Below are 18,240 nucleotides of genomic sequence, written 5' to 3'. Positions count from 1 at the left end.
CTGCTGTCAGTGCAGCCCATCCAGACCTTTGACATCTTTAGCCTGCAGGCCGCCCAGGCGTGCATGCAAGCGTCCACGCGTGGCGAAGGCCCAGATGATCACGACTTCGTCGGGCGCAGGCCCGTCGCCAAACATCAGCGACATGCTGTCGTAATGGGAACGTACATACAGGGCATCCTTGTGCGCCAGCGGCACATCGATGGTCGAACCCGGCCCGCCACGCTTGCCGGTGGACGGTACCCAGGACTTGCCGCCGCCCAGCGCGACGCGGATCGGATCGGCGGCCGGGTTGGTCAGGAATGCATTCCCGTGCTCGTACTCGCCCTCGCTGCCCACCAGGATCGCCTTGCCATAGCTGACAATCTCATGGGCACCGGCCAGTGCCTGGATGCGCCGGCCAAATTCTTCGCCCAGCAGCGGCGAAGGGTCGACCAGTTCGGCCAGCGACTCGCTGTAGCGACCGGCATAAGGGTTGGCGATCACGGCGGCAATCGCATATTTGAACAGTGGCTCGCCATCGGCCAGCTGGCCGGTTTCGTTGGCCAGGGTTTCTTCGACGAAGCTGTACCATTTACGGATGTGATAGGTCGCAAAATTAGCGGTTTTCATCAGGGTTTGCCTCAAAGTGGGTCCAGTGGGTCAAGGTTGAAATGTCGGCTCGGCGCGCCAGCGGCCTTGAACCGGGCCTTGCCGCGCGCATCGTCGTGTTCGGTCTCGAGGAAGAATTCCATGCGGTTGCCGTCGGGGTCGTTGAAGTACACGCCATGGCCGATTTCGTGATCGGTGATCTTCACCACCTCGACGCCCTTGCCCAGCAACATGCCGTAGAGCTGGCGCAGGGTGGTCATGTCCCCATCGATTTCCAGGCCGTAGTGTTGCAGCCCCAGCCCGCCCTGATGGGCGCCGGGGTCGGCGCGGATCAAGGCAATGTCGTGGTGCTTGCCGCCAAACGCCATCATGACCCAGCTCTCGCCCCGGGCACTTTCGTGCATGCCCAGGATGTCGGCGTACCAGCGGGCCGACACGTCCGGGTCAGCGACCCAGAGCGATAGGTGAGTACGCAGGATCTCGACTTTCATGGCGATATACCTCAGTGCTTCTTGACGATGGATTGATGCCCGGCCTTGATCTGCGCCACAGCCGGCGTCCACAGCACATCGGCGATCTCGCTGAAGTCGCGCCACTGTTTCTGCCAGCCGTCACCGCCGTTGTCGGAGGTGAACAGGTGCCCGTACTTGGTGCCCGCCACGATCTGCCGTGGGTTGGCCGGGTTGAAGGCAATCGCCCACACACAGGAATTGGGCTGCTGGGAAAGCGGCAGCACTTCCCAGCTGAGCGCCGCATCGCGGGACACCAGGATCTTGCTGGTAGTGCCCGGCGTGCCATCGGAAATGCTCAGGTACAGGTCGCTTTGCGAGCCCAACGGTGCATTCATGGCGCGGATGTAATACAGGCCGAAGGCTTCGCGGCCGATAATGCCGGTCCAGGTCAGGCCTTCGTCCAGGCTGCGGTAGACCGCGTTGACGCACACCACCACGATGACTTTCTGGCCATGGTTGGGCAGTACCAGGATGTTGTGCACGTCCGAGTTGAACTCCCACAACAGGCGGTCATCGACGCGGGTCCAGCTGTCGCCGCCGTCGCGGGAGTGGAACAACCCACCCTCTTCAAGGCCGAACCACAACTGGTCGGGGTCGATCGGGTCGTAGGCAAACGCCAGCAGGCGTGGGCGACTGACGCCGTCGCAGAACTCCGGAATCTCCACCGGTGCGCGATCCCAGCTCAGCCCACCGTCCAGGGTGCGCCACAACACGGCGCGGGACGGTGCCCCGGTGCCGACGAAAATCCGTTGTGCGTTCTGCGGGTCCACCGCGACTTTCCACACGGTCTGCCCGTTGAACGGCGAGTCGACGCGCCGCCAATGGCCGCCGGTGTCGCGGCTGACGCACAAGCCCACGTCGGTGCCGGCGTAAATCACCTCGGGCGCGTCGGGGTGCAGGCTCAGTGAGCGAGTGATCGCATCGAATTCCAGGTCCTGCCCCAGACCCAGGCGATGCCAGGTACGGCCATCGTCGGCACTGCGGATCACCGCTTGCCCGACGGTGGCAACCAAAAGGGTTCCGTTACTCATCACAGATGCTCCTCAGATATAGATACCACGGGTCAAACCGCCGTCGATGCCGATGGACTCGCCGGTCACCGCGCCGGCCTTGGGCGACGCCAGGAAACCAATCAACCAGCCCATTTCAATCGGTGCCAGGGTGCGGCGAATCGGCGTCGCGTCGATATAGGCTTGCTCGACCTGTTCCGCGGTCTTGCCTTGCTTGACCGCTTCACGGTCATACAGCTCCTGGATATGCGGGGTATCCACCACGCCTGGGTGAATCAGGTTGACCGTGATACCCGACGGGCCAAGCTGGTCGGACAGGGTCTTGGTCATGTGCGCGATGGCCAGGTTGCGCATGCCCGACAGCACCTTGCTGCTGCGTCCGGTGAGGCCACCGATGTTGATGATGCGCCCGAAGCCAGCGGCCTTCATGTGCGGGGTCACGGCCTTGGCGCAACGGAAGTAGCCGATCACCTTGGTGTTGAGGTCCGACAGCAGCTCATCGTCGCCGGCGTGCTCGATGTCATTGCGCACGACGCCGGACGGCGCAGCGGCACCGTTGACCAGGATGTCGATACGGCCGAAGTGCTTATAGGCGGCCTCGACCATCTCCGACACGGCGGACATTTCATTGGTGTCGCAGAACAGCGGCAGCACTTCGTTGCCGGTCTGGGCGCTGATCTCTTCGGCGGCCAGTTGCAGGAACGCCATGCGACGCGCGCAGATCACCACCTTGCAGCCTTCTTCGGAGAGAAAACGTGCGACTTCCTTGCCGATCCCCATGCCACCACCGGTGACAATGGCCACGCGGCCTTTCAATTCCAGATCCATAACAATTACCTCGTGTGATTATTCAGTTCAGGCCAGATCGACAAACACGCTTTTGGTCTCGGTGTAGGCATCGATCACGTTCTTACCCATTTCCCGGCCCCAGCCGGATTGCTTGTAGCCGCCGAATGGCGAGGCCGCATCGACCACGTTCCAGCAGTTGACCCACACCGAGCCCGCCTTGAGCTGCGCCGCCACGCGGTGCGCCGAGCGCAGGTCGCGGGTCCACAGGCCGGCCGCGAGGCCGTAGGGCGAATCGTTGGCGCGCAGCACCAGGTCGTCGATTTCGGTCCAGCTCATCACCGTCAGCACTGGGCCGAAGATTTCTTCGCGGGCCACGCAGGCCGCCTCGGCGCGATCCAGGAACACGCTGGGCGCAATAAAGTGGCCGCGCTCCAGGTGTTCCGGACGCCCGCCACCGCAGATCAGTTCGGCGCCCTCCTCCTGGCCGCGTTGCAGGTAGCCCTTGACCGTCGCCAACTGGCGCCCGGACACCAGCGGGCCCATGCTGCTGGCCGGGTCCAGGCCATTGCCGAGGACGTGGGCGGCGGCGTGCCGTTCGAGTTCCTCAAGGACCTGATCCAGCACGCTGGCGTGCACGTACAACCGCGAAGCGGCCGTGCACACCTGGCCCTGGTTATAGAAAATGCCATCGGCGGCGCCTTTGGCGGCGCGCACGATATCGGCGTCGGGCAGGATGATGTTCGGCGACTTGCCGCCCAGTTCCAGCGAGACCTTTTTCATGTTGCGCGTGGCCGCTTGCGCGATCAGCCGGCCGACCTGGGTCGAGCCGGTAAAGGCGATCTTGTCCACATCGGGATGCTCCGCCAGCGGCGCGCCGGTTTCGGCGCCCAGGCCGGTGACCAGGTTGACCACACCGGCCGGGAACCCTGCCGCCTCGATCAACTGCACCAGGCGGATCGCGACCAGCGGCGTTTGTTCAGCCGGCTTGAGCACTGCCACACAGCCGGTGGCCAGTGCCGGGCCGAGCTTCCACACGCACATGTTCAGCGGGAAGTTCCACGGCACGATCAGCGCGCAGACCCCCACCGGTTCACGCAGGGTGTAGTTGAGCATCGGCGCGCCGCTGGCCGGTGACACGGGCAAGGTGCTGCCTTCGATCTTGGTCGGCCAGCCGGCGAAGTAACGCAGGATGGTCGCGGCGCTGGCCGCTTCACCGCGCGCTGCGGCAATCGGCTTGCCGTTCTCCAGGGTGATCAGTTGCGCCAGTTCTTCGCGGTGCTGGTCCAACAGGTCCGCCAGGCGGAACAGCAACAGGCCGCGCTGGGCCGGTGACTGCAACGACCAGGCGCCGTTGAACGCCGAGCGTGCAGCGGCAACGGCCGCGTCCACATCCCGCGCACCGCCCTGGGCCACTTCGGTCAGGGTTTCTTCGGTGGCCGGGTTTTCCACTGCGAAGCGGCGGCCATCGGCGGCGTCCTGCCAATTGCCACCGATAAACAGACGACCCGGCTGGGACAGAAAGGCCTGGACGGCGGGTAACACTTCAAACAGCTTCATGGTCGACTCCTTCACAGCGCCATTTCGATCAGGCAAGGCCCGCCGTCGGCATTCGCATTGGCCAGCGCCCGTTGCAGTTCGGCATTGGTGTGCACCGTGCTGGCCGGTACGCCATAGCCTTTGGCCAGGGCTTTCCAGTCGATGCGCGGGCTGTCGAGCACCGTCAGCTTCAGGGCTTCAGGGCCGAGTTCGGTCATGCCGAAGCGGCGCAACTCGTTCTGCAGAATCGCGTAGCGATGGTTGGCGGCAATCAGGATCACCACCGGCAATTGCTCGCGGGCGATGCTCCACAGGGTTTGAATGGTGTACTGGGCACTGCCGTCCGATTGCAGGCAGTACACACGGTTGCCGCGCTCGGCCAGGGCGGCGCCGAAGCCGACCGGGATACCCTGGCCGATCGCGCCACCGGTGTTGGTCAGTACCCGGTGCCGTGCGGCGCGGGCCGAAGCGGTGAAGAACGGATAGCCGCAGGTGCCGCCTTCCACGGAGACAATGCTGTCGTCCGGCAGGGAGGCGGCCAGCACCTGGCCCACCGACTGCGGGGTCAGCTCGGCATGGCCGGGCGGCAGTTCGATGCCCTGGGGCGTCGGTATATAGGCCGGCGCATCGAGGGCGTCGGCCAATGCCGTCAGCGCGCCGGCGACATCGTCACCGACATCGGCCAACGCCAGCAGGCGCTCACGTTCGGCCAGGCGCGACGGGATGCCTTCGTAGCCGAAGTAGCTGATGGGCTCCGGCACGCCGGCGCACACCACCAGGTCGTATTGCTCGAGGATTTCAATCGCCACTTCCGGGAAGTACGGCAGGCGGTCCAGGTCCGGCAAGCCACCGCCACGGTAGCTGAGGCGCGGAAAGGTCTCGGCGAACAGACGCACGCCCGGCAGTTGCGCCAGGCGCCCCGCCGCTTCCAGGCCGGCCACCGACAAGCCTTCGTCGCCGACGATAAACACCAGCCGCAGGCCGTCACGCAGGGCCTTGGCCACGCTCTCGATGCGGTCACCGGCAAAGCGGCGCACCGGCGGGCGGATCGGGGCGAACACACCGGTGTGGGTCACGGCGTGAGCTTGCAGGTCCATGGGCAGGATCAAACTGGCGATCTGCCCTTTGGCCTGCCAGGCCGCGCGCATGGCTTCCTGCAGGTCTTCGCCAACCCCCGACGCGGTGCGCGAGGTGCGCACCCAGCCGGAAACCGCGCCGGCCAGGGCCTGGATGTCACTGGCCAGCGGCGGGTCGTAGTTGACGTGCCAGGAGGCGTGGTCGCCGATCACGTTGACGATCGGGGTGTTGGCACGGCGTGCATTGTGCAGGTTGGCGATGCCGTTGGCGAACCCAGGCCCCAAGTGGGTCAGGGTCATGGCCGGTTTGCCGGCAATCCGGCCATAGCCATCGGCCGCACCGGTGCAGACCCCTTCGAACAGCGACAACACCGGCTTGAGAGCGGGTGCGCTGGCCATGGCGGCCACCAGGGGAATCTCGGTGGTCCCGGGGTTGGCGAAGCAGTACTCGATACCGCTTGCCGCTGCCGCATTCACTATCAGTTGCGCACCATTCATTTTCAGCCCTCTTGCTTGAGCGTTTGCAGTGATGAGATTTATCACACACAAAAATTCAATAAACAAGCATTTTATTTTGATTTGTCTCATTTAATGAGATTTATGTGATTTTTTGATGACCGATACAGCACAAAAGATTGCGTTTTTCTTTCACTGCGGTAGTGTTGCGCCCACGGAATGCGGCACGTGCCCCCCCTTTTAGGAACGAAATGAGCAGCCTGAGCAAATTGCTGAGCGTCCTGGACCTGTTCGGCCCCCAGACGTTGAAGATCGACCCCGACACCATCGCCGAGCGCATGGGCCTGTCACGGGCCACCGTGTACCGCTACGTCAAGGACTTGTGCGACGCCGGCCTGCTGACCCGCGTGGATGCCGGCAGCTATGGCCTGGGCCCACGAGTGATTGAGCTGGACTGGAAGATGCGCCAGTACGACCCGATCCTGCTCGCCGGGCGCGAGCTGATGCACGAGCTGTCCGCGCAAACCGGCCTGGCGGTGTTCGCCAGCGTGTTTTACGACGGACGCATCATCAACACCTACATCGCCGAACCCGCCGACACCTATCACTTCGCGTTCGGGCGTGGGCAGCCGTTGCCGTTCTTTCGCGGTGCACAATCGAAGGTTTTGATCGCCTATCAGAAAGGTCGCCGCCTGCAACGCCTGTTCGACGAACACATGGCCAGCGACCCCGACAGTCCCTATGACTGGGCCGGTTTCAGCAAGGCCGCGAAAAAGATCCGCAAGGACGGTTACTGCCTGACCCACGACGAGCTCAACCTGGGCCTGACCGGTATCGCCGCACCGATCATCCAGACGGACCTCGACGAAGTGGTCGGCAGCCTGTCGGCCGTCGGCAGCACCCAAAGCTTCAAGCTGCTGCGCCAGGAAACCGTGATTGAAATGGTGATGGACACCACCCGGCGCATTGCCGAAAACATGCATAACGCGCCGAGCGGTATCGCGCCCTAGCCCGCGCCCTTCAGAACGGCACGGCCACCGTCAATTGGCTGTACAGGTTGGTGCCGTTGCCGCCGACCTGGTTGCCACCGGTGGTCGAGTCCTGCTTGGGTTTGTAGAGCCCCACCAGCGGGGTGATGATCAAGTGCGGGTTGACCACCCACTCGGCGTACACATCCAGCTCGCGGGCGTCGAGGTTCAGCGCCGTGCTTTTACGCACGGTGTCGTAATCGAAATACAGCGCGCCCAAACTCAGGTTTTCCAGTGGGGTTGCCTTCAGCCCGACGTGATGGATACGCGTGTTGCTGTTGAACGGTCCGGCGTAGTTACCGGCCACTTCGCCCTGGAACCAGGTGCCATAGCCCATGCTCAAGCCAGTGAACAGCGCATCCCAGTTCTGCGAGTAACGCGTATAGCGATAGGTCACCTTGGGTGCCCAGGCGGTATCGGCAAAGGTGTAGCCCGCTTCGCCGTACCAGGCTTTCTCCGGCCCGGCGTCCTTGTCCTGCCAGGCGTATTCAAACGCCAGGCTGAGGTTCTTGACGCCCGCATCGCCCTCTGCGCGCAGGCTGTAGATATTCATACCCTTGCGCTGGCGCTGAAAGTCGCTGGCCCATCGATCGTTCACGTCAAGGCCATGCACCCAGGTCAGCCCAAGCGTGCCCGGTTGCGCGGTGTAATCCAGGGTGCCGGCGGCCAGTTCGGTTTCGGCCTGGACGCGGTTGTCGGACTTGAGCCACAGCACGCTGCCGTGCAGGCCCTCCTGCCCACCCAGGCGCAGCACAGCGGTTCGGTCGAACGCATGCCGGGCGGCCAGGTAGTAAGCGCCCCCACGGTTCATGGTGCCATCGGCCGGACCTTTGCCCAGGTTCAGTCCGTCGTCGTTGATCAGGAAGCCGCGACCGACCTTGACCACCTGACGCCCGCCGGAGATATCCACGCCGTCCTTGCCCAGCGCCGGAAACAGATCGCCGGAGCGCCACCCCAGGTAGGCGTCTTCGATTTTAGTCGTACGCTCTGTCCCCACGCTGTTTCCGCCCGGATCACCGTCGCCCCAGGTGGCAGAGCTGACCAGCGCGAATGCCCCATACGCGGAGCCATTGCCGCCCAAGGCCTGGTCACCGCTCAGGCCGTATTTGATAAAACCCTCGCGCCATGTGGAGCCGCCCGAGGTGCCATCGTAGTTCTTGCGGCTGTTGAACTGACCGAATACCGCTGTCATGTCCGCGTTGAGGTGACGGCTGTCGTCGCTGTACACCTCATAGGCCTGGGCCTGTTGAATGGCGCACAGCGCCAATGTGCACACGAACGTGCTACCGAACACGGGACGACGCAATGGATACCGCATGGCTCAAGCTCCTGGAGGTGCGCCTTTCAAAAGGCTGTCTTAAGTATTGGCATGACGTGGGTGCAGCCTTTGCCGCACCGTTTTCACGGGGACTAGCCGTAGCTGGTGAAGGCGATATCCAGCGCAGAGACGATCAAGTCCGCCTCATCGGTCGTGAGGGTCAATGGCGGCGAGAGAATGATCTTGTTGCCGATCGGTCGCACCAGCACACCGGCACGCCGCGCCTCGTCGGCGATCCGCGAGGGTTGGCCGCCAGCCGGGTCGAGGGGTTGGCGCGTGGCCTTATCGACCACCAGGTCCAGCGCGATCATCAGGCCCTTGCCACGCACTTCGCCGATCACCGGATAGCGCTCGGTCAACGGTTTGAGCTGTTCCAGCAAGTACGCGCCCACTCTGGCCGCGTTGCCCGGCAGGTCCTCGGCTTCGACGATGTCCAGTACCGCCAGCGCGGCCGCACAGGCGGTCGGGTGGCCGCTGTACGTGTAGCCGTGCATGACCATGCTGCTGAAGCCAGGCCCGTTCTCGATTGCGTCGACGATGCGTTGGTTGAACAGCGTGGCGCCCAGCGGGATGTACCCGGCCGTGATGCCTTTGGCCAGGCACAGGATGTCCGGCGCGACGCCCCAGCCACGACTGCCGAGCATGCAGCCGGAACGGCCGAACCCCGTGACCACTTCGTCGGCGATCAACACAATACCGTGGCGGTCACACACCTCCCGCAGGCGCGGCCAGTAACTGGCGGGCGGTACGATCACCCCGCCGGCCCCCTGCACCGGCTCGGCGATCAATGCGGCAACCGTCTGCGCGCCCAGCAACGCGATCTGCTCCTCCAATTGCCGAATACAGTGCGCCGTCAGCGCTTCGGGATCGCGGCAATCCCAGGGGTTGCGATACAGCCATGGGGTGTCGAGCAAATGGCAGCCGGCCAACAGCTGCCCATGGTTGTAGTGGTAGACACCGTTACCGCCGACCGATGTGCCGCCCATGTGCACACCGTGATAGCCGTTGCGCAGCGACAGAAACCGCGTGCGCCCCGGTTCGCCACTGGCGATCCAGTATTGGCGGGCCATTTTCAGCGCGGTTTCGACTGCATCGGAGCCGCCGGAACTGAACAGCACGCGTGTCATGCGTTCCTGGGCGAACAAGGTGGTCAGCCGTTCGGCCAGGTCGAATACCCGAGGGTGGGCAATGCCGTCGAAGGTCTGGTAATACGCCAATTCATCCAACTGCGCGGCAATCGCTGCCTTGACGCTGGCACGGTTGTGCCCAATGTTCACATTCCACAGGCCGCCCACGCCATCGAGCATGCGCTGGCCGTCGATGTCCGTAATGTAATTGCCGTCACCTCGGGCGATGATCAGCGTCTTGGAGCGCTGCGCCGGGGCACTGGACCCCATGGGGTGCCAGAACTTTTTCTCGGCGGTCTTGTATTTTTCGTACATGTTCAAGCTCCCTGTACGGCATCGCGCTTGCGCACGAACAGCAGTTGCTGGCCCGTGAATTCCAGCAACCCCTCAAGGCCGAACTCGACACCGAACCCGGACATTTTGCTGCCACCAAACGGCGTATTGGGCTGGATCTGCGCATGGCAGTTGACCCAGGCAACGCCGCTCTCCAGGCGACTGGCCAAGGCCTGGGCCTGCTCGACATCCGGCCCCCAGACCGAGCCACCGAGCCCCATTTCGCCAGCGTTGGCGCGCTGCAGCACATCTTCGACATCCCGGTAGGCAATCAAGGGCAACACAGGGCCGAACTGTTCCTCATCGACCAGTCGATGGCCGTCGGTGACGTCCGCCACCAGCGTAGGGGGATAGAAAAAACCCGGGCGGTCCAGGCGCGCACCGCCACACAACACCCGTGCACCGTTGGCGCGTGCGTCGGCGACCAAGGCCTCCACCAGTTCCAGTTGTTCCAGGTTCTGCACCGGCCCGAACGTGACACCGGCGTCGAGACCATCCCCCACCACCTGGCGCGCTGCGATCTGCGTCAGCGCGTCAGCAAAGGCCTGGTACTGTGACTCATGGATGTACAAGCGTTTGAGGGCCGCACAGGTCTGGCCCATATTGAGAAAGGCGGCCTGGAAGATCTCTTCGGCCACTGCCTCGACCGGCGTTCCTGGCAATACAATTGCCGCATCGTTACCACCCAATTCCAGGGTCAGGCGCTTGAGGTTGCTGGCGGCCCCCCGCATCACGCTTTGCCCGGTGCTGGTGGAACCGGTGAAGACAATTTTCTGGATGCCGGTATGCGCGGTGATTGCGCTGCCGAAGCCCTGCTCGCCCGTCACGCAGTTGATCACACCGCGGGGCACGTGGCGGGCAATGATTTCAACCAGGCCCAACGTGCTCAACGGGGTCAGGCTCGACGGCTTGCTGATCACACAGTTGCCGGCACGCAGCGCCGGCATGATGTGCCAGACGGCGATCATGAACGGCCAGTTCCAGGGGGTGATCGAGGCCACGACGCCCAACGGTTTGCGGTGCAGCTCGATGCGTTGGGTGGGGGTTTCTTCCACCAGCTCCACCGCAATGTCTTGAGCCGCTGCGTAGCGGGTCCACGCCGCGGCCCCCATGACCTCGCCAAACGCCAGCTCCAGCGGCTTGCCTTGCTCCTGCACAATCAGGCGAGCCAGCGCGTCGGCCTCGCGCTCGATATCGGCGGCAATCGCCAGCAAACGTTCACAACGGTCTGGGTGGCTACTGTGGCGCCAGCTTTTGAAAGCCGCCTGCGCGGCATTCACCGCCTGGTCGAGTTGCCCCAGCGAGCCTGCCGGGCATTGTGCAAATGCAGCACCGGTGGCCGGGTTGATCACGTCAAACTGGCCTCGTTCACCGGCCACTTGAACCCCATCGATGAGCATCTTGTAGTTGTGCATTTGAAACCTTCCTTTCACACGCTGACGAGCCATGCTGAGCAACGACAGGCTGTAATTGTCTGGTTAGTCGAGCGATAAAACCGCTGCGCTCTTAAAGCTTGTGGCTGCCCAAGGCGAGGAACCGTTGCGGCGAGCGCGTTCGCAGTCGCATTGCGAGCACAATGCCGATAATCAGCGCCGCAGGAATAATCGCGCAGAGGCTGTAGGACAGCAGTTGGCTCGCGCCAGTGAGTACGTCGAAATGCACCACGGCCAGCACCAGCACGAGCACCAGCGCCAGGCATGAGAACCCGGGCAGGATGCGTCCGCGCAGCAGCCCGACCTTAAGCTCGGGATGGCGATGGAAGTACACACATACCGCCACCGAGGTCAGCGCCATCAGTAAAATCACGCACAGGGTGGCGAGGTTGGACAGCCAGGCAAACAGTTGCAGGATCGGGTCGGCGTCCATCGCCGCGAAAATCAGCACCACCACCGCCGCAATCAAGCTCTGCAACGCCGAGCCCATATGCGGGCTCTGGTGCACGCGATGGGTGGTGCCCAACACGCTGTGCAACAAGCCGTCGCGCCCGATGGCATAGAAGTAACGCGCGGCGGCGTTGTGAAAGGCGAGCAGCCCGGCATAGATACTGACCATGAACAGCACGCGGATGACCTGGGTCAGGTGCGGGCCGACAAAATGGTCGGACATGCCGTAGATAAACGTGGTCGGGTCCTGCAAGGCCTGCAGCATCGGCACGATTTTGTCCGACCCTACCCCCACCACCATCGACCATACCGACAACGCGTAGAAACCACCGATCAGCAACACCGAACAGTAGGTGGCAATCGGGATACTGCGATGCGGATCCTTGGCCTCTTCGCCGTAGATCGTCGTTGCTTCAAAACCGATAAAGGCGGCGAAGCAAAACAGCAAGCCGATTGACGGGGTGCCGCTGAACACATGGCTGCGGTCGAACGAATCCAGGTTGATGCCACTGTCACCGCCGGACTTGAGGATGGCGAAGTCCAGGATCAGGATCGCCAGGTACTCGGCGATCACCACCACCGACAGCACCCGCGCCGACAGGTCGATCTTGCGATAACCCAGGATTGCAATGCTCGCCATCGCCATCAGCGAGTAGGCCCACCAGGGCAACACCAGGCCGAACGTGGCTTCCATGGTGCCACTGACGACCCCGCCGAACATGCCATACAAGCCGACCTGCAGGATGTTGTACGCAAACATCGCCAGCACCCCGGCAGCACCGCCGGCCAGACCACCCAGCCCACGGGCGGTGAACGCGTAGAACCCGCCGGCATTGGTGAGGTGTCGGGACATGGTGGTATAGCCCACCGAGAACGCCAGCAGCACCAGCAAGGCAAGGATCAGCAGCGCCGGGGTGCCCGCGCCGTTGCCCAGCATGATGCCGATCGGGAAGCCGCCGGCGATCACGCTTAACGGACTTGCCGCGGATATTACGAAGAAGATGATGAAGCCCACACCCAGGGCGCCACGCTTGAGCTCCGTGGAGCTGTTGACCGGGATAGATACACTCATGTTATTGACCTTATTGTATGAGGCAGTCGCTTTAGGGTTGGCCCGACCACACCGCATCGGCACCGGGTAGCGTCTTGTTTTGGTTACGCGCTGAATTTGATCCTATGCCCGCCCCCGAACCGCTCGCTATCCCAAATCGGTAGCATCCACAGCCCCGCCCCAAAACAGGTCGGCGCTGCGCGGGCAACCTCACCGGCCTTGCCGATTTGGGATAGCCGCCTGGCCTGTCATCCCCGCAACCTAGGATCACCCGCGCTATGTCCGGGTGCCGGCAACCAGCATAAAAACCAGGGCTCGCTGCCCAGCCCATCGCCGCCAAAGCCCTCTGTAGGAAGCCTCAGCCATGCGTCTAGCTCACCTCACCCTCCAATGGCGTATCACACTGCTGAGCGGACTCTGCCTGCTGGCGGTGGTGGGGGCGCTGATTGGCGCCAGCGCGTACCAGAACAAAACCAGTGCAAAGCTGCTTAAAGACCAGAGCAACGCGTTGCTCGGGCAGGCTGCGCTGGAACGCTTGCAGGCCCAGGCCGTTGCGCATGGCCAACAGGTGGAGCGTTTTTTCAACGAAACCGCCTTGTATGGCGAAGGGTTCGCGCAACAGGTTCTGCAACTGCGCGAACAGACGCTCAATGGGCGCCTGACGGTCGCGCAATTGCGCGAAGCATTGATCGCTACGGCCCGTGAAACCCTGAAACAGCGCGAAAAAGTCCTCGGACTGTACGTCATCATGCTGCCTGATGCGCTGGCCGGCACGGATGCCGATTGGCGCGGTCAACGCGCGATGGCGGGGAACGACAGCGGGCGCTTTGCGCTGTATTGGTCGCAGAGCCAGCCGGGGCAATTGGTGCAGGAGGTGTTGAGCGAGGCACAAATCGCCGCCAACACCGCACCGCCCGGCAGCGAACCCGGAAACGCCTGGTACGCCTGCCCTCAAGCGCAAAGACGGGTGTGTGTGATCGAGCCGTACACCATCGAAGTGGAAGGCCGGAACACCCTGATGAGCAGCATTTCCATCCCGTTGATCGTCAACGGTAAGGTGCTCGGCGTCGTGGGCATGGATATCAGCCTCGATACGTTGCAGAAGCTGGCCGCCAACCTCGGCCAGGACCTGTACCAGGGCGACAGCGAAGTCGCCATTGTGTCGGCCTCGGGCCAAGTGGCGGGACGCAGTGGCGAAGTCTCCGGGGACACCCTCGATATACGTCAGTCCGTGCAGACCGTGGCAGGCGGCCCGGCCTGGCAACTGGCGATCAAAGTCCCGCAGGCACGGGTGCAGGCACCTGCCCGGCAAATGCAAAACGACCTGGACAGCAAAAGCCGTGAGTCCAACTGGCTCAACCTGGGCCTGGGCATGCTTGCCAGCAGCCTGGGCATGTTGCTGATCTGGCTGGCCGCTCACGGCGTGACACGCCCACTGCTGAAAATGGCCGAGCTGCTGGATGCGATTGTCGAAGGCGACGGCGACCTCACCCAGCGCCTGCCCGTCGGCAGGCACGACGAGTTGGGCCACTTGGCCAATGGCTTCAACCGGTTCCTGGACACATTGCAGCCGATTATCCGCGATATCCAGAGCGCGTCGCTGGACACCCGCAACAGCGCCGACACCTCGTCTGGCATTGCCCGTGAAGTCAGTGCCGGCATGCAGCGTCAGTATCACGAGGTGGAGTTGGCGGCCACCGCGCTGCACCAAATGAGCGCCAGTGCACAGGAAGTAGCGCGCCACTCCCACAGTGCTGCCGACGCCGCCACCGCCGCAGAAAGCGCGAGCCGCTCAGGCCAGGCGGTGTTCTCGACCGCCGAGCGCAGTATCGAGGCCCTTGACCAGCGCCTGGAAACCACCCTTGGGCAGGTCAGCGCGCTGGCCGACAGCAGTGCCCAGATCGGTCAGGTCCTCGACGTCATCAGTTCCATCGCGCAGCAGACCAACTTGTTGGCCTTGAATGCGGCCATCGAAGCGGCAAGGGCCGGCGAGCAGGGTCGTGGTTTTGCGGTGGTGGCCGACGAAGTCCGGCACCTGGCCAGCAACACCCAGCATTCAGTCGAACAGGTGCGCACGGTGATCGAGACGTTGCAACAGCTCAGCCAGTCGGTGGTGCACAGTACCCAACTGAGCCGCGAGCAAGCCAGCGGCAGCGTGGTCCAGGTGCAACAGACGCGGGTGGCACTGGAGCGCATCTCCCAGGCCGTAGACGTGATCGAACAGATGAATCAGCAGATTGCCAGTGCCGCAATGGAGCAAAGCACCGTCGTAGAAGACATCAGCCATCGGGTCAGCGACATTCGCGGTATCAGCGAAACACTCGCCAGCCGGATGGACGATGCTTCAAAAGCCAGCGACTCACTGCATCACATGGCCAATCACCAACAACAACTGGTGGCCCATTTCCGTGTGTAAGGGGTCGGCGGCTTAGACAGATTGACCGGCACCGACTTTGCACTTTCCCTCACCGAGCGCGTCCCATGACCTCTCCTCGACGCTGGCTGATCCTCGCGATTATTTCCAGCGCATTGCTGCTCATCGTCATCGATATGACGGTACTCTACACCGCCCTGCCCACGCTGACCCGCGAGCTGAACGCTTCGGCTTCGCAGAAGCTGTGGATCGTCAACATTTATGCGCTGATCGCCGCCGGCCTGCTGTTGGGCATGGGTACGCTCGGTGATCGCCTGGGGCACAAACGCCTGTTCATCGGCGGGCTCGGCGTGTTTGGCCTGTTCTCGCTGATCGCGGCGTTTTCGCCCACCGCCGGCGTACTGATTGGCGCGCGTGGGTTTCTGGCGGTCGGCGCGGCGATGATGATGCCCGCCACGCTGGCGATCGTGCGCGTGACGTTCATCGACCCACGCGAACAGGCCATGGCATTTGGTATCTGGGCCTCGGTTGCGTCAGGGGGCGCTGCGTTCGGCCCGGTGGTGGGCGGCCTGTTGCTGGAGCATTTCTGGTGGGGTTCGGTATTTCTGATCAATGTGCCGATTGTGCTGGTGGCGCTGGTGGTGGGCGCGCGGTTGATCCCCAATCATCCGGGGGATATCAGCAAACGCTGGGACTGGCTGGGGTCGCTCCAGGTGATGATCGGGTTGATCAGCGTGGCGTATGCCGCCAAGGAACTCGGCAAGCGGGCAGCGTCGTTGGAGGGCATGCTGGTGGCAATGGCCTTGGGCACGCTGTTTCTGACGCTGTTCATTCGCCGCCAGCGCCGAGCCACCCAACCGATGCTTGACCTCGAGCTGTTCAAGGCGCCGGGGTTCAGAAACGCGGTTATTTCAGCGGTGGTATCAGCCGCGGCGTTGATCGGCATGGAACTGGTGTTCAGCCAGCGCCTGCAACTGGTGCTGGGCTTGTCGCCGCTGGAGGCGGCATTGTTCATCCTGCCGCTGCCCCTGGGCTCGTTCATCTCCGGGCCGCTTGCCGGGTATTACCTGCCTCGCCTCGGCAACCAACGCATGCTGTTCTGGACATTGCTGTTGTCGTCAGCGGCGATGCTGTCCTACCTGTTGCTCTACAACGCTGCGGCACCTGCGCAAATCATCAGCCTCGCGCTGCTGGGCTTTACGATTGGCGCGGCGCTGACCGCTTCATCCAGTAGCATCATGCTCAGCGTGCCTGCAGACCAGGCGGGCATGGCGGCGTCCATCGAAGAAGTGTCCTTTGAGCTGGGCGGCGCGGTGGGCGTGACGCTCGCCGGCAGCCTGCTGTCAGCGATCTATGCCAATGCGGCGGGCGTGATGATCCCAGCGTGGCTGACCCGCAACCCGGCGACATTCGAGAGTCTTGACGATGCGCTGGTGGTCGCTGAAACCTTGTCGCCCGAAGGCCGCGCGATGTTGAGCGCGGCCGCCCGTTCGGCGTTTGACGCAGGCTTTGTCGCGGTGCTGGCGGCGTCCGCGGCACTGCTGTTGATTGCAGCGCTGCTGGTCAAGCGGAGCAAGCCACCGGTGCAGGCCGCGCCTTAAAGTTTGTGGCTGCCCAGGGCCAGGAACCGCTGAGGGGATACCTTGCGCAACCTGGCCGCCAGGAACACGCCACCCAACAAGGCCAGCGGAATAATGGCGCAAAGGCTGTAGGACAACATTTGGCTGGCACCGGTCAATACATCGAAATGCACCACCGCCAGTACCAGCACCACCCACAGTGCAAGGCACGAGAAACCGGGGAAAATCTGCCCGCGCCAAACACCGACCTTGAGCTCGGGGTGGCGCCGGAAGAACACCAGCACCGCCGCAGAAGTCAGCGCCATCAGCAAGATCACGCACAACGTCGCCAGGTTGGACAGCCAGGCGAACAGTTGCAGGATCGGATCGGCATCCATCGCCGCGAAAATCAGCACCACCACCGCCGAAATCAGGCTCTGCAAGGCCGAGCCCATATGCGGGCTCTGGTGCACGCGATGGGTGGTGCCCAACTGGCGGTGCAACAAACCGTCACGGCCAATGGCGTAGAAGTAACGCGCGGCGGCGTTGTGAAAGGCGAGCAACCCGGCATAGATACTGACCATGAACAGCACGCGGATGACCTGGGTCAGGTGCGGGCCGACAAAGTGGTCGGACATGCCATAGATAAATGTGGTCGGATCCTGCAACGCCTGCAGCATCGGCACGATTTTGTCCGCCCCTACCCCCACCACCATCGACCATACTGACAACGCGTAGAAACCACCGATCAGCAACACCGAACAGTAGGTGGCAAGCGGGATGGTGCGCTGGGGATCCTTGGCCTCTTCACCGTAGATGGTGGTGGCCTCAAAGCCGATAAAGGCGGCGAAGCAGAACAGCAAACCGATGGACGGCGTGCCGCTGAATACCTGGCGGCTGCTGAATGAGTCAAGGTTGATGCCGCTGTCACCGCCAGATTTGAGAATGGCGAAATCCAGGATCAGGATCGCCAGGTATTCGGCGATCACCATCACCGACAGCACCCGCGCCGACAGGTCGATCTTGCGATACCCCAGGATCGCAATGCTCGCCATCGCCATCAGCGAGTAGGACCACCAGGGCAATACCAGGCCGAATGCGCTTTCCATGGTGCCACTGACCACCCCGCCGAACATGCCATACAAGCCGACCTGTAGGATGTTATAGGCAAACATCGCCAATACCCCGGCAGCACCGCCGGCCAGGCCACCCAGCCCACGGGCGGTGAACGCGTAGAACCCGCCGGCGTTGGTGATATGTCGGGACAGGGTGGTATAGCCCACCGAGAACGCCAGCAGCACGAGCAAGGCGAGGATCAGCAAAGCCGGGGTGCCCGCGCCATTGCCCAGCATGATGCCAATGGGGAAACCGCCGGCGATCACACTGAGCGGACTCGCCGCCGACACCACGAAGAAGATGATGAAACCGACACCCAGGGCGCCACGCTTGAGCTGCGTAGAGCGGTCGGGCGACGTCGTGTCGAGGGTTTCGTCGGGGGCTTTTGGGGGCGCGTTGTGGGGCGGGTTGTGGGGCAAAATCACGCTCATTTTGTTGACCTTATAGGATGAGGCAGTCGCCGTAGGATCGGCGCAGTCCATCT

14 protein-coding genes and 1 pseudogene are annotated in these 18,240 nt (G+C 63.1%); 4 read left to right on the top strand and 11 right to left on the bottom strand.

The genetic code is table 11. From position 1 onward, the window contains the following. Positions 1–6 precede the first annotated feature (6 nt). From BLR69_RS01825 to BLR69_RS01800, 6 genes are read right to left on the bottom strand one after another with little or no spacing between them, the layout of a single operon-like run. Positions 7–609 carry an amino acid synthesis family protein gene (locus tag BLR69_RS01825; protein WP_058427099.1) on the bottom strand — a complete coding sequence of 201 codons (603 nt, stop codon included), beginning with the start codon at positions 607–609 and terminating at the stop codon, positions 7–9. An 11-nt stretch (positions 610–620) separates the two neighbouring features. Continuing rightward, positions 621–1,079: a VOC family protein gene (locus tag BLR69_RS01820; RefSeq protein WP_058427100.1), complete on the bottom strand. Its 459-nt coding sequence runs from the start codon at positions 1,077–1,079 to the stop codon at positions 621–623. Between the two features lie 11 nt (positions 1,080–1,090). Beyond that, entirely contained in the window at positions 1,091–2,131 is a 1,041-nt protein-coding gene (locus tag BLR69_RS01815; RefSeq protein ID WP_071494995.1) for a YCF48-related protein, read from the bottom strand. A gap of 12 nt (positions 2,132–2,143) precedes the next feature. Beyond that, positions 2,144–2,938: an SDR family NAD(P)-dependent oxidoreductase gene (locus tag BLR69_RS01810; protein ID WP_071491533.1), complete on the bottom strand. Its 795-nt coding sequence runs from the start codon at positions 2,936–2,938 to the stop codon at positions 2,144–2,146. A gap of 27 nt (positions 2,939–2,965) precedes the next feature. Further along, a complete protein-coding gene (locus BLR69_RS01805) occupies positions 2,966–4,456 on the bottom strand; it encodes an aldehyde dehydrogenase family protein (RefSeq protein WP_071494996.1) in 1,491 nt (496 codons plus the stop codon). A gap of 11 nt (positions 4,457–4,467) precedes the next feature. Next, positions 4,468–6,009: an acetolactate synthase large subunit gene (locus tag BLR69_RS01800; protein WP_071494997.1), complete on the bottom strand. Its 1,542-nt coding sequence runs from the start codon at positions 6,007–6,009 to the stop codon at positions 4,468–4,470. 209 nt (positions 6,010–6,218) lie between these two features. Between BLR69_RS01800 and BLR69_RS01795 the strand changes: the two genes are divergently transcribed. Continuing rightward, positions 6,219–6,977 (top strand): IclR family transcriptional regulator, encoded by a 759-nt coding sequence (locus BLR69_RS01795; protein ID WP_058427105.1) that lies wholly within the window; start codon positions 6,219–6,221, stop codon positions 6,975–6,977. A 10-nt stretch (positions 6,978–6,987) separates the two neighbouring features. Here BLR69_RS01795 and BLR69_RS01790 read toward each other — a convergent pair whose 3' ends face one another. The 4 genes from BLR69_RS01790 to BLR69_RS01775 form a co-directional block, all read right to left on the bottom strand. Further along, complete coding sequence (locus BLR69_RS01790) at positions 6,988–8,313, bottom strand: alginate export family protein (protein WP_172832124.1); 1,326 nt, start codon at positions 8,311–8,313, stop codon at positions 6,988–6,990. A 92-nt stretch (positions 8,314–8,405) separates the two neighbouring features. Next, a complete protein-coding gene (locus tag BLR69_RS01785) occupies positions 8,406–9,755 on the bottom strand; it encodes an aminotransferase class III-fold pyridoxal phosphate-dependent enzyme (RefSeq protein WP_071494998.1) in 1,350 nt (449 codons plus the stop codon). 2 nt (positions 9,756–9,757) lie between these two features. Next, entirely contained in the window at positions 9,758–11,188 is a 1,431-nt protein-coding gene (locus BLR69_RS01780; protein ID WP_071494999.1) for an aldehyde dehydrogenase family protein, read from the bottom strand. A 91-nt stretch (positions 11,189–11,279) separates the two neighbouring features. After that, a complete protein-coding gene (locus BLR69_RS01775; protein WP_071495000.1) occupies positions 11,280–12,728 on the bottom strand; it encodes an APC family permease in 1,449 nt (482 codons plus the stop codon). A 343-nt stretch (positions 12,729–13,071) separates the two neighbouring features. Here BLR69_RS01775 and BLR69_RS31440 point away from each other — a divergent pair. The 3 genes and pseudogenes from BLR69_RS31440 to BLR69_RS01765 form a co-directional block, all read left to right on the top strand. Beyond that, positions 13,072–14,265, top strand: a pseudogene (locus tag BLR69_RS31440) (PDC sensor domain-containing protein); the annotation flags it as partial. 102 nt (positions 14,266–14,367) lie between these two features. Continuing rightward, positions 14,368–15,123 carry a methyl-accepting chemotaxis protein gene (locus BLR69_RS31435; RefSeq protein ID WP_408003529.1) on the top strand — a complete coding sequence of 252 codons (756 nt, stop codon included), beginning with the start codon at positions 14,368–14,370 and terminating at the stop codon, positions 15,121–15,123. Between the two features lie 65 nt (positions 15,124–15,188). Then, on the top strand, positions 15,189–16,682 hold the full coding sequence (locus tag BLR69_RS01765; RefSeq protein ID WP_071495002.1) for an MFS transporter: 1,494 nt from the start codon (positions 15,189–15,191) through the stop codon (positions 16,680–16,682). On the opposite strand, the gene BLR69_RS01760 is transcribed toward BLR69_RS01765, so the two are convergent. Further along, on the bottom strand, positions 16,679–18,187 hold the full coding sequence (locus BLR69_RS01760; RefSeq protein ID WP_232000944.1) for an APC family permease: 1,509 nt from the start codon (positions 18,185–18,187) through the stop codon (positions 16,679–16,681). The genes BLR69_RS01765 and BLR69_RS01760 overlap by 4 nt on opposite strands. Between the last annotated feature and the right edge of the window lie 53 nt (positions 18,188–18,240).

It is taken from the genome of Pseudomonas azotoformans, from assembly GCF_900103345.1.
GTDB classification, from domain to species: Bacteria; Pseudomonadota; Gammaproteobacteria; order Pseudomonadales; family Pseudomonadaceae; genus Aquipseudomonas; species Aquipseudomonas azotoformans.
This window is presented reverse-complemented; position numbering and strand designations above follow the sequence as displayed.

Coding starts and splice junctions, on each gene's coding strand:
- BLR69_RS31435 (WP_408003529.1), top strand. CDS start 14,368: ATGCAGCGTCAGTATCACGAGGTGGAGTTGGCGGCCACCGCGCTGCAC.
- BLR69_RS01760 (WP_232000944.1), bottom strand. CDS start 18,187: ATGAGCGTGATTTTGCCCCACAACCCGCCCCACAACGCGCCCCCAAAA.
- BLR69_RS01775 (WP_071495000.1), bottom strand. CDS start 12,728: ATGAGTGTATCTATCCCGGTCAACAGCTCCACGGAGCTCAAGCGTGGC.
- BLR69_RS01800 (WP_071494997.1), bottom strand. CDS start 6,009: ATGAATGGTGCGCAACTGATAGTGAATGCGGCAGCGGCAAGCGGTATC.
- BLR69_RS01815 (WP_071494995.1), bottom strand. CDS start 2,131: ATGAGTAACGGAACCCTTTTGGTTGCCACCGTCGGGCAAGCGGTGATC.
- BLR69_RS01805 (WP_071494996.1), bottom strand. CDS start 4,456: ATGAAGCTGTTTGAAGTGTTACCCGCCGTCCAGGCCTTTCTGTCCCAG.
- BLR69_RS01795 (WP_058427105.1), top strand. CDS start 6,219: ATGAGCAGCCTGAGCAAATTGCTGAGCGTCCTGGACCTGTTCGGCCCC.
- BLR69_RS01785 (WP_071494998.1), bottom strand. CDS start 9,755: ATGTACGAAAAATACAAGACCGCCGAGAAAAAGTTCTGGCACCCCATG.
- BLR69_RS01820 (WP_058427100.1), bottom strand. CDS start 1,079: ATGAAAGTCGAGATCCTGCGTACTCACCTATCGCTCTGGGTCGCTGAC.
- BLR69_RS01780 (WP_071494999.1), bottom strand. CDS start 11,188: ATGCACAACTACAAGATGCTCATCGATGGGGTTCAAGTGGCCGGTGAA.
- BLR69_RS01825 (WP_058427099.1), bottom strand. CDS start 609: ATGAAAACCGCTAATTTTGCGACCTATCACATCCGTAAATGGTACAGC.
- BLR69_RS01765 (WP_071495002.1), top strand. CDS start 15,189: ATGACCTCTCCTCGACGCTGGCTGATCCTCGCGATTATTTCCAGCGCA.
- BLR69_RS01810 (WP_071491533.1), bottom strand. CDS start 2,938: ATGGATCTGGAATTGAAAGGCCGCGTGGCCATTGTCACCGGTGGTGGC.
- BLR69_RS01790 (WP_172832124.1), bottom strand. CDS start 8,313: ATGCGGTATCCATTGCGTCGTCCCGTGTTCGGTAGCACGTTCGTGTGC.